The following is an 11,678-nucleotide window of genomic DNA, read 5'->3' as shown; positions in this document are numbered from 1 at the left end:
GCTCCGGGCGACCTATTTTCAGCCCCTCCGGCGATTGAGGAGCGGGGTCCGGGGCGGAGCCCCGGGAACCCGAGGCCGGAGCCCCCGGAACCCGCGGGGGGACCGGGCCTCACCAACCCCCCGGATCCGCCCCGTCCACCGCGAACACCGACCCGTCCGGCGCCGACCCCACGACCGTCCGCCCCGCAGCCACCGGGGCGGGCAGGTCGGACGCGTACGCCAGCTTCCCCCCGCTCAGCCGCGCCCGCGTCTGCCCCACCACCGCACCCCGTCCCGTGTCGACGGCCAGCAACCGCCCGTCCGCGGCCGAGAAGTACAGGTGCCCGCCCTCTCCGAGCACCGGCGCGGAAGCCCGCCCGACCCCCGTCTCCAGCCGCCACAACTCCGCCTCCGCCCCGCCGCCCGCCCCCGTGTCGACGGCCAGCAGCGACCCGCCCCGCGCCAGCAGATACGCGACGTCCCCGGCCATCACCACCTGCGGCCCGTCCAGCGTGAACGGCAGCGTGACCCGGGCGGACGCACCGCTCCCGGGGGCGTACCGCACCAGCTCGGCGGTGTCCGAGTTCTCGTCCATCGCCGTCAGCACCAGCTCCCCGGCACCGGCCGTGCCGACCGGCGTGAGCACCCCGTCCAGCCGCCGCTGCCAGGACGCCCGGCCGCTCACCACGTCCACCGCGGTGACGAGGGTCGAGGTGCCGGAGGGCGCGTGCTCGAAGGCGTAGGCGAGCCCGGACGCCGCGTCGTACAGCGCGAAGTCGGGCCGCGTGTGCCGCGCCAGCGGCCCCGTCCAGCGGACCTCCCCGCTCGCCCCGTCCAGCGCCGTCACCGTGCCGTCGTCCGCCACGGCCAGCAGCGTGTCGCCCGCCGGGAACGTGCCACCGGGGCTCGCGGACAGCGCGGTGTCCCGGACGGCGGTGCCCTTCACCGGGTCGTACGCGCGCAGCTTCCCGTCCGGCCCGGTGGCCAGCACGACCCCGCCCGAGACGATCGGAGCGTGGGCGGACCGGGACGAGGACGAGCGGGCCGACCACACCACGCGCCCGTCCGTCGGATCGATCCTGGCCGTACCGGTCCCGGCCACCGAGCAGTACAGCGCGCCGCCCGGCCCGGCGGTGGAGCAGACGGGCGTGGCGCTCCCGGCCGTCCGCAACTCCGTACGCCAAGGAGCGAAGGCCCCGGCATCCCCGGCACCTTCACCGCCCCCGGCGTCGACGCCGACGCGCCCCGGCGCAGTACGCCCCGCGCCCGACTCGCCCCCGCCCCACACGGCGTACGCCCCCGCGCCCGCCCCCGCCACCAGCAGAAGCAGCGCCGCCGCCACGACCACCCGGGAACGCGGCAGCCACCGCCGCCGGACCGCGGGCGCGGCGCGCACATGCGTGTCCTCCTCCGAACCGACCCGCTCCGCCGCCGGCACCGCCGCCGCGACCACCGCCCGCCGCCGCTGCGCCGGTACGAACGCGGCGGCCTCGTACGACGGGGGCAGCAGCGCCTCCATCACCTCGCCCGGCGTCGGCCGTTCGGCCGGGTCCTTCGCCAGGCACCGGGCGACCAGCGGCGCGAGATCCTCCGGCACCCCGCCGAGGTCCGGCTGGTCGTGCACCACCTGGTACGCCACGATGTACGGGCTGTCCGAGTCGAACGGCCCCCGGCCCGTCGCCGCGTGGACGATCACGGCGCCCAGCGCGAACACGTCGACCGGCGGCCCGACCTCGCGCGGCCGCTGGAACTGCTCGGGAGCCATATAGGGCGGCGAGCCGATCAGCTTGCCCGTCTCGGTGCGCAGATCGCTGTCGTACGGCCGGGAGATCCCGAAGTCGATGACCTTGGGCCCGCCGTCGGTCAGCAGGACGTTGCTCGGCTTCAGATCACGGTGGATCACGCCCGCCCGATGGATGTCCCGCAGCGCCTCGGCCAGACCGGCGGTCAGCCTGCGCAGCTCGGCGGGGGCCATCGGGCCGTTCCGCTTCACCTGCTCGGCGAGCGTGGGCCCGGGGATGTAGAGGGTGGCCATCCAGGGCCGCCCGGCCTCCGGATCGGCGTCGACGACCGGCGCGGTGAACGCCCCGCTGACCCGCCGCGCGGCCGCCACCTCCTGCCGGAACCGCGCCCTGAACTCGGGATCCGCCGCGTACGGCGCATGCACCACCTTCACCGCGAGCTGCATCCCCGAGGCCGAGCGCGCCAGATGTACGACCCCCATGCCGCCCGAGCCGAGACAGGCCTCAAGACGGTAGGTGCCGGCGTACTGCGGAAACTCCGCTTCCGGATGCGCTCCGGGCTCTCGCAGCGGCGGCATCGCCCACCCCCGTGTGTTCGTGCGCATGCGACGCACGGAGCCTAGTCGATGGTGCGTGCGAGAGGCACGGGGCTTGCTAGCCTGCGCGTCGTACGCGCACGGCGTACGCGTTTCTCAACGGGGGAGGCCCATATGGGCGTTGAAGAGCAGACGCAGGAACCGGCGGCGGCCGGGGAAACGGCGAGCGCGGACCTCACGGTGGAGACCACCGCATCCGGCACCCGCTACCCGATCGCCCCGGGCTACCGGGTCAACGTCCGCACCGGACCGGGCACCAGCTACCGCATCGTCCGGACTCTGCCGTACGGCCAGAAGATCCCGATCTACTGCCAGAAGCCGGGGGAGCGGGTCACCGGCCCGTACGGCACGTCGAACCTTTGGGACAACATCGCCAACGGCCAGTTCGTCGCGGACGCCTACGTCTACACGGGGCGTGACGGCTACATCGCACCGCGCTGCGACTGACGGCATCACCCGGGGTACCGGGGGCGGCGGGGGATAATCGACCCCGTGAGCGAGAACAGCGCAGCCCCCGGCACCCCGCCCGCCACGGCCCCGGGCCCGCAGCCCGAGCCGATCCGCTTCTTCGGCACGACATGGGTCGACCACGACGGCGGTTACGGGCTCCGCCGCGCCGGCGTCGCCGTCGGCTCCCTGGCCGCCGCGGTCGCCGCCTGCTTCGTCCTGCGCTTCGCCTACGAAGGCCTGGAGATCGCGGAGGTCGGCGGCCTCGTCGGCATTCTGGTCATCGCGATGTTCTCCATCTGCAGCGCCATCGCGTTCCGCAAGACCTGGGAGGGCTTCGGCGCCCGCCCGAAGGATCCGGCCCGCGAGGACGCCCTGCGCGGCCTGAAGTCGATCGGGTTCATCGGCTCGCTGCTCGCCTACTTCGTCCGCTCGCTCACCGAGGCCCCGGGCGAGAAGCTGCGCCGTACCGAGTACGAGAAGGCCCGCGTCCAGTTCGAGAAGCGGCGCTCGACCCGCACCGGCAACCCGGCGGCCCGCAAGGCATCCGGCCGCAAGCGCTCCAAGCGCACCTGAGCACCCGCCCGCCCCACGGACAACTCGCTCCACACAGCACTCCGAGCCCGCCGACACCGTCGGCGGGCTCAGTCGTGTGCCCGCCCTCTTCGCCTCTCCTCACCTCTTGACGAACGGGGGCATCGAGCGAAGAATTCATCACATGATGAATTACGAGCAGGGGGCGGCGCCGACCACCCCCCAAGGCCCCCCGGACCCGACACCGGACCCGCCACCACCCCCGGCGATCGAGGCCCACGCCCTCACCGTCGTCCGAGGCGTCCGCACCGTCCTGCGCGCCCTCGACTTCACCGTCCGCCCCGGCAGCATCACCGGCCTCCTCGGCCCCTCGGGCTGCGGCAAGACCACCCTCATGCGGGCGGTGGTCGGCACCCAGGACAAGGTCACCGGCACCCTCGACGTCCTGGGCCACCCCGCGGGCGACCCGGCCCTGCGCCCCCGCATCGGCTACGTCACCCAGGCGCCCTCCGTCTACACCGACCTCACCGTCCGGCAGAACCTCGACTACTTCGCCGCCGTCCTGCACCCCGGCCGCGCCCACCGGGACGCCCGGAACGACGCCGTCACCCGCGCCATCGGCGACGTCGACCTGACCACCCACGCCGACGCCCTCGCGGGCGCGCTCTCCGGCGGCCAGCGCAGCCGCGTCTCGCTGGCCGTCGCCCTCCTCGGCACCCCGGACCTGCTGGTCCTGGACGAACCGACCGTCGGGCTCGACCCCGTACTCCGCCGCGACCTCTGGGACCTCTTCCACCGCCTGGCCGCCGACCGGGGCACCGCCCTCCTCATCTCCTCCCACGTCATGGACGAGGCCGAACGCTGCCACCGCCTCCTCCTGATGCGGGACGGCCGCATCCTCGCCGAGGACACCCCCGACGCCCTGCGCCGCAGCACCGGCACGGCCACGGTCGAGGAGGCGTTCCTCCGCCTGGTCGACGAATCCGCGCCCATCACCGAGGAGGCGTCCCGATGACGGCCACCGCTCCCACCGCCCCGGCCCGCCCCACGGGCGAAGCCGCCCCGGCCCGCCCGCTCACCCCGTCCCGTACGACCGCCACGGCGGGCCGCGTCCTGCGCCAGCTGGCCCACGACCCCCGCACGATCGCGCTCCTGGTGATCGTCCCGGTCCTGCTGATCACCCTGCTCCGTTACGTCTTCGACGGCAGCCCCTACACCTTCGACTCCATCGGGGCCTCGCTCCTCGGGATCTTCCCGCTGATCACGATGTTCCTGGTGACCTCGATCGCCACCCTGCGCGAACGCACCTCCGGCACCCTGGAACGCCTCCTCGCCCTCCCGCTCGGCAAGGGCGACCTGATCGCCGGCTACGCCCTGGCCTTCGGCGCCGTCGCGGTCGTCCAGTCGGCACTCGCGACGGCCGTCTCCATCTGGCTGCTGGGCCTCGACGTCATCGGCTCGCCCTGGCTGCTGCTCCTGGTCGCCCTGCTCGACGCCCTGCTCGGCACCGCGCTCGGCCTGTTCGTCTCCGCGTTCGCCGCGTCCGAGTTCCAGGCCGTCCAGTTCATGCCGGCGGTGATCTTCCCCCAGCTCCTGCTGTGCGGCCTGTTCACCCCGCGCGAGGCGATGCACCCCGTCCTGGAGGCGATCTCGAACGTCCTGCCCATGTCGTACGCCGTCGACGGCATGAACCAGGTCCTCCACCACACCGACATCACCGGCGACTTCGTCCGCGACATCGCGATCGTCGCGGGAAGCGCCCTGCTGGTCCTCTGCCTCGGCGCGATCACCCTCCGCCGCCGTACGCCGTGAGAACCCCGATGCGAGGATGACGGGAAGAGCACAGCCCAGCACCGCCCGGAGGGTGAACGCATGACCCAGACAGTCGCAGTCCTCGGCACCGGCAAGATCGGCGAGGCCCTGCTCAGCGGGATGATCCGGGCGGGCTGGCGACCGGCCGACCTCCTGGTGACCACCCGCCGCAGCGACCGGGCCCAGGAACTGCACACGCGGTACGGGGTCGAGTCCGTCACCAACGCGGAGGCGGCCAAGAACGCCGACATCCTCATCCTCGCGGTCAAGCCGCAGGACATGGGCAAGCTCCTGGACGAACTCGCACCGCACGTCACCGCCGACCGTCTGGTCATCAGCGCCGCGGCCGGCATCACCACCGCGTTCATCGAGGACCGGCTCACCCCGGACACCCCGGTCGTCCGGGTCATGCCCAACACCCCGGTCCTCGTCGACGAGGGCATGTCCGTCATCTCGGCCGGCAGCCACGCCACCGGTACGCACCTCGCCGCCGCCGAGGAGATCTTCGGCGGCGTCGGCAAGACCCTGCGCGTACCGGAGTCCCAGCAGGACGCGGCAACCGCCCTCTCCGGCTCCGGCCCCGCCTACTTCTACTTCCTGGTCGAGGCCATGACCGACGCGGGCATCCTGCTCGGCCTGCCCCGCGCCCAGGCCCACGACCTCATCGTCCAGGCCGCGATCGGCGCCGCCGTCATGCTCCGCGACAGCGGCGAACACCCGGTCAAGCTCCGCGAGGCCGTCACCAGCCCGGCCGGCACGACCATCAGCGCCATCCGCGAACTGGAGAACCACGGGGTACGCGCGGCCCTCATCGCCGCCCTCGAAGCGGCCCGCGACCGCAGCCGCGCACTGGCCTCCGGCAACGGCTGACCCACGGCTCCCGCCGGGGGTTGACACGCCCCCGGCAGATCCGTAGTGTGCTCCGAGTTGTCCGACGTGAGCGCCGACCCCGGTCGGTCCCCGGACAGCCATTCCGCAGTAACCACGACAGAACACGCGACCTCGTGTCGCATGCTTTTTCGTGCGCTCTCGCGAAATGAGGAATCCGCGTTCGAAGGGACGCACCCCGATTAGCGTCGGGGGGCAGGATTCCGCTAAAGTCTCACTCGTCGGAACGGCCCAACAGCCGGGAGGACAAGCCCCACTGACTGGGAATCAGGCCCGAAAGGATCTGATAGAGTCGGACTCGCCGAAAGGGAAAGCGCGAAAGCGAATTCCTCGGAAGCGAAATGCAGAACCCGCTTCGACCGGGAATCGGACACGAAAGAGTCTGATAGAGTCGGAAACGCAAGAACGAAGGGAAGCGCCCGGAGGGCCCCGGTGAAACGGGACCGAAGGAAGCGTCCGTTCCTTGAGAACTCAACAGCGTGCCAAAAGTCAACGCCAGATATGTTGATACCCCGGCCTGCTTCGGCAGGTTGGTGGTTCCTTTGAAAGTCCTGCCGTTCCGCTCCTTGTGGGTGGCGGTAGGCAATACAACGAGGACGCTGTGAACAACGGGTCTTATTCCGACCGGTTGTTCCGCTCTCGTGATGTGTGCACCCGATTACGGGTAAACATTCACGGAGAGTTTGATCCTGGCTCAGGACGAACGCTGGCGGCGTGCTTAACACATGCAAGTCGAACGATGAAGCCGCTTCGGTGGTGGATTAGTGGCGAACGGGTGAGTAACACGTGGGCAATCTGCCCTTCACTCTGGGACAAGCCCTGGAAACGGGGTCTAATACCGGATAACACTCTGTCCCGCATGGGACGGGGTTAAAACTCCGGCGGTGAAGGATGAGCCCGCGGCCTATCAGCTTGTTGGTGGGGTAATGGCCTACCAAGGCGACGACGGTAGCCGGCCTGAGAGGGCGACCGGCCACACTGGGACTGAGACACGGCCCAGACTCCTACGGGAGGCAGCAGTGGGGAATATTGCACAATGGGCGAAAGCCTGATGCAGCGACGCCGCGTGAGGATGACGGCCTTCGGGTTGTAAACCTCTTTCAGCAGGGAAGAAGCGAAAGTGACGGTACCTGCAGAAGAAGCGCCGGCTAACTACGTGCCAGCAGCCGCGGTAATACGTAGGGCGCAAGCGTTGTCCGGAATTATTGGGCGTAAAGAGCTCGTAGGCGGCTTGTCGTCGGATGTGAAAGCCGGGGCTTAACGGGTCTGCATTCGATACGGGCTAGCTAGAGTGTGGTAGGGGAGATCGGAATTCCTGGTGTAGCGGTGAAATGCGCAGATATCAGGAGGAACACCGGTGGCGAAGGCGGATCTCTGGGCCATTACTGACGCTGAGGAGCGAAAGCGTGGGGAGCGAACAGGATTAGATACCCTGGTAGTCCACGCCGTAAACGTTGGGAACTAGGTGTTGGCGACATTCCACGTCGTCGGTGCCGCAGCTAACGCATTAAGTTCCCCGCCTGGGAGTACGGCCGCAAGGCTAAAACTCAAAGGAATTGACGGGGCCCGCACAAGCAGCGGAGCATGTGGCTTAATTCGACGCAACGCGAAGAACCTTACCAAGGCTTGACATATACCGGAAAGCATCAGAGATGGTGCCCCCCTTGTGGTCGGTATACAGGTGGTGCATGGCTGTCGTCAGCTCGTGTCGTGAGATGTTGGGTTAAGTCCCGCAACGAGCGCAACCCTTGTTCTGTGTTGCCAGCATGCCCTTCGGGGTGATGGGGACTCACAGGAGACTGCCGGGTCAACTCGGAGGAAGGTGGGGACGACGTCAAGTCATCATGCCCCTTATGTCTTGGGCTGCACACGTGCTACAATGGCCGGTACAATGAGCTGCGATGCCGCGAGGCGGAGCGAATCTCAAAAAGCCGGTCTCAGTTCGGATTGGGGTCTGCAACTCGACCCCATGAAGTCGGAGTTGCTAGTAATCGCAGATCAGCATTGCTGCGGTGAATACGTTCCCGGGCCTTGTACACACCGCCCGTCACGTCACGAAAGTCGGTAACACCCGAAGCCGGTGGCCCAACCCCTTGTGGGAGGGAGCTGTCGAAGGTGGGACTGGCGATTGGGACGAAGTCGTAACAAGGTAGCCGTACCGGAAGGTGCGGCTGGATCACCTCCTTTCTAAGGAGCATCTAGATTCCGCAAGGAATCCAGAGCCACTACGTCGGCAAATGTTCGACGGTGGTCAGCTCATGGGTGGAACGTTGACTATTCGGCACGACAGGTTGATTACTGCTAGTACTGCTTCGGCGTGGAACGTGGTGAGAGATCGGTTGTGTCGGGCACGTTGTTGGGTGTCTGAGGGTACGGCCGAGAGGCTGCCTTCTGATCCGGTCCCAGTGAACTCGCCTGTTTGGGCGGGGTGATGGGTGGCTGGTCGTTGTTTGAGAACTGCACAGTGGACGCGAGCATCTGTGGCCAAGTTTTTAAGGGCGCACGGTGGATGCCTTGGCACCAGGAACCGATGAAGGACGTGGGAGGCCACGATAGTCCCCGGGGAGCTGTCAACCAAGCTTTGATCCGGGGTTTCCGAATGGAAACCCGGCAGTCGTCATGGGCTGTCACCCGCTGCTGAACACATAGGCGGTGTGGAGGGAACGAGGGAAGTGAAACATCTCAGTACCCTCAGGAAGAAAACAACCGTGATTCCGGGAGTAGTGGCGAGCGAAACTGGATGAGGCCAAACCGTATGCGTGTGATACCCGGCAGGGGTTGCGCATTCGGGGTTGTGGGATCTCTCTTTTACAGTCTGCCGGCTGTGAGACGAGTCAGAAACCGTTGATGTAGGCGAAGGACATGCGAAAGGTCCGGCGTAGAGGGTAAGACCCCCGTAGCTGAAACATCAGCGGCTTGTTTGAGAGACACCCAAGTAGCACGGGGCCCGAGAAATCCCGTGTGAATCTGGCGGGACCACCCGCTAAGCCTAAATATTCCCTGGTGACCGATAGCGGATAGTACCGTGAGGGAATGGTGAAAAGTACCGCGGGAGCGGAGTGAAATAGTACCTGAAACCGTGTGCCTACAAGCCGTGGGAGCGTCGCTGGCAGCACTTGTGCTGTCAGTCGTGACTGCGTGCCTTTTGAAGAATGAGCCTGCGAGTTAGCGGTGTGTAGCGAGGTTAACCCGTGTGGGGAAGCCGTAGCGAAAGCGAGTCCGAATAGGGCGTTTGAGTTGCACGCTCTAGACCCGAAGCGGAGTGATCTAGCCATGGGCAGGTTGAAGCGGAGGTAAGACTTCGTGGAGGACCGAACCCACCAGGGTTGAAAACCTGGGGGATGACCTGTGGTTAGGGGTGAAAGGCCAATCAAACTCCGTGATAGCTGGTTCTCCCCGAAATGCATTTAGGTGCAGCGTCGTGTGTTTCTTGCCGGAGGTAGAGCACTGGATAGGCGATGGGCCCTACCGGGTTACTGACCTTAGCCAAACTCCGAATGCCGGTAAGTGAGAGCGCGGCAGTGAGACTGTGGGGGATAAGCTCCATGGTCGAGAGGGAAACAGCCCAGAGCATCGACTAAGGCCCCTAAGCGTACGCTAAGTGGGAAAGGATGTGGAGTCGCAGAGACAACCAGGAGGTTGGCTTAGAAGCAGCCACCCTTGAAAGAGTGCGTAATAGCTCACTGGTCAAGTGATTCCGCGCCGACAATGTAGCGGGGCTCAAGCGTACCGCCGAAGTCGTGTCATTCACACATTAAGGGCCAACGCCTGTGTGGATGGGTAGGGGAGCGTCGTGTGCCGGGTGAAGCAGCCGCGGAAGCGAGTTGTGGACGGTTCACGAGTGAGAATGCAGGCATGAGTAGCGATACACACGTGAGAAACGTGTGCGCCGATTGACTAAGGGTTCCTGGGTCAAGCTGATCTGCCCAGGGTAAGTCGGGACCTAAGGCGAGGCCGACAGGCGTAGTCGATGGACAACCGGTTGATATTCCGGTACCCGCTTTGAAACGCCCAGTACTGAATCAGGCGATGCTAAGTCCGTGAAGCCGGCCCGATCTCTTCGGAGTTGAGGGTAGTGGTGGAGCCGATGAACCAGACTTGTAGTAGGTAAGCGATGGGGTGACGCAGGAAGGTAGTCCAGCCCGGGCGGTGGTTGTCCCGGGGTAAGGGTGTAGGACGCACGGTAGGTAAATCCGTCGTGCATATAGTCTGAGACCTGATGCCGAGCCGATTGTGGTGAAGTGGATGATCCTATGCTGTCGAGAAAAGCCTCTAGCGAGTTTCATGGCGGCCCGTACCCTAAACCGACTCAGGTGGTCAGGTAGAGAATACCGAGGCGTTCGGGTGAACTATGGTTAAGGAACTCGGCAAAATGCCCCCGTAACTTCGGGAGAAGGGGGGCCATCACTGGTGATCCGATTTACTCGGTGAGCTGGGGGTGGCCGCAGAGACCAGCGAGAAGCGACTGTTTACTAAAAACACAGGTCCGTGCGAAGCCGTAAGGCGATGTATACGGACTGACGCCTGCCCGGTGCTGGAACGTTAAGGGGACCGGTTAGCTGACTTTCGGGTTGGCGAAGCTGAGAACTTAAGCGCCAGTAAACGGCGGTGGTAACTATAACCATCCTAAGGTAGCGAAATTCCTTGTCGGGTAAGTTCCGACCTGCACGAATGGCGTAACGACTTCTCGACTGTCTCAACCATAGGCCCGGTGAAATTGCACTACGAGTAAAGATGCTCGTTTCGCGCAGCAGGACGGAAAGACCCCGGGACCTTTACTATAGTTTGATATTGGTGTTCGGTTCGGCTTGTGTAGGATAGGTGGGAGACTTTGAAGCGGCCACGCCAGTGGTTGTGGAGTCGTCGTTGAAATACCACTCTGGTCGTGCTGGATGTCTAACCTGGGTCCGTGATCCGGATCAGGGACAGTGTCTGATGGGTAGTTTAACTGGGGCGGTTGCCTCCTAAAGAGTAACGGAGGCGCCCAAAGGTTCCCTCAGCCTGGTTGGTAATCAGGTGTTGAGTGTAAGTGCACAAGGGAGCTTGACTGTGAGACCGACGGGTCGAGCAGGGACGAAAGTCGGGACTAGTGATCCGGCAGTGGCTTGTGGAAGCGCTGTCGCTCAACGGATAAAAGGTACCCCGGGGATAACAGGCTGATCTTCCCCAAGAGTCCATATCGACGGGATGGTTTGGCACCTCGATGTCGGCTCGTCGCATCCTGGGGCTGGAGTCGGTCCCAAGGGTTGGGCTGTTCGCCCATTAAAGCGGTACGCGAGCTGGGTTTAGAACGTCGTGAGACAGTTCGGTCCCTATCCGCTGTGCGCGTAGGAATATTGAGAAGGGCTGTCCCTAGTACGAGAGGACCGGGACGGACGAACCTCTGGTGTGCCAGTTGTCCTGCCAAGGGCATGGCTGGTTGGCTACGTTCGGAAAGGATAACCGCTGAAAGCATCTAAGCGGGAAGCCTGCTTCGAGATGAGTATTCCCACCCCCTTTGAGGGGTTAAGGCTCCCAGTAGACGACTGGGTTGATAGGCCAGATGTGGAAGCCCGGTAACGGGTGGAGCTGACTGGTACTAATAGGCCGAGGGCTTGTCCTCAGTTGCTCGCGTCCACTGTGTTAGTTCTGAAATAATGAACGGCCGTGTTTACATCCGGTGTTCTAAATTTCATAGTGT

The 11,678-nt window shown here is 65.6% G+C and carries 6 protein-coding genes and 2 rRNA genes; 7 read left to right on the top strand and 1 reads right to left on the bottom strand.

From position 1 onward, the window contains the following. Positions 1-109: 109 nt before the first annotated feature. Positions 110-2,299, bottom strand: a complete 2,190-nt coding sequence (locus KV381_RS15635; RefSeq protein WP_218787232.1) for a protein kinase — start codon at positions 2,297-2,299, stop codon at positions 110-112. 132 nt (positions 2,300-2,431) lie between these two features. Between KV381_RS15635 and KV381_RS15630 the strand changes: the two genes are divergently transcribed. The 7 genes from KV381_RS15630 to KV381_RS15600 all read left to right on the top strand — a co-directional run bounded on the left by KV381_RS15630 (position 2,432) and on the right by KV381_RS15600 (position 11,600). After that, the gene (locus KV381_RS15630) at positions 2,432-2,764 is read left to right on the top strand and encodes an SH3 domain-containing protein (protein WP_030087840.1); all 333 of its coding nucleotides are present in this window, start codon (positions 2,432-2,434) and stop codon (positions 2,762-2,764) included. A 45-nt stretch (positions 2,765-2,809) separates the two neighbouring features. Beyond that, entirely contained in the window at positions 2,810-3,340 is a 531-nt protein-coding gene (locus tag KV381_RS15625; RefSeq protein ID WP_030087838.1) for a membrane protein, read from the top strand. A gap of 142 nt (positions 3,341-3,482) precedes the next feature. Beyond that, a complete protein-coding gene (locus KV381_RS15620; protein WP_218785418.1) occupies positions 3,483-4,313 on the top strand; it encodes an ABC transporter ATP-binding protein in 831 nt (276 codons plus the stop codon). Then, positions 4,310-5,110 carry an ABC transporter permease gene (locus KV381_RS15615; protein WP_218785417.1) on the top strand — a complete coding sequence of 267 codons (801 nt, stop codon included), beginning with the start codon at positions 4,310-4,312 and terminating at the stop codon, positions 5,108-5,110. Before KV381_RS15620 ends, KV381_RS15615 begins: the two co-directional genes overlap by 4 nt. 60 nt (positions 5,111-5,170) lie before the next feature. Then, positions 5,171-5,980, top strand: a complete 810-nt coding sequence (gene proC, locus KV381_RS15610; RefSeq protein ID WP_030087833.1) for a pyrroline-5-carboxylate reductase — start codon at positions 5,171-5,173, stop codon at positions 5,978-5,980. Positions 5,981-6,669: 689 nt separating this feature from the next. Next, positions 6,670-8,185, top strand: a 16S ribosomal RNA gene (locus KV381_RS15605). Positions 8,186-8,480: 295 nt separating this feature from the next. After that, positions 8,481-11,600: ribosomal RNA gene (locus KV381_RS15600) — 23S ribosomal RNA — on the top strand. Together the 16S and 23S rRNA genes form the textbook arrangement of a ribosomal RNA operon. Positions 11,601-11,678: the final 78 nt, after the last annotated feature.

The sequence above is a fragment of the Streptomyces sp. WY228 genome, assembly GCF_019287315.1.
Taxonomy (GTDB): Bacteria; Actinomycetota; Actinomycetes; order Streptomycetales; family Streptomycetaceae; genus Streptomyces; species Streptomyces caviscabies.
This window is presented reverse-complemented; position numbering and strand designations above follow the sequence as displayed.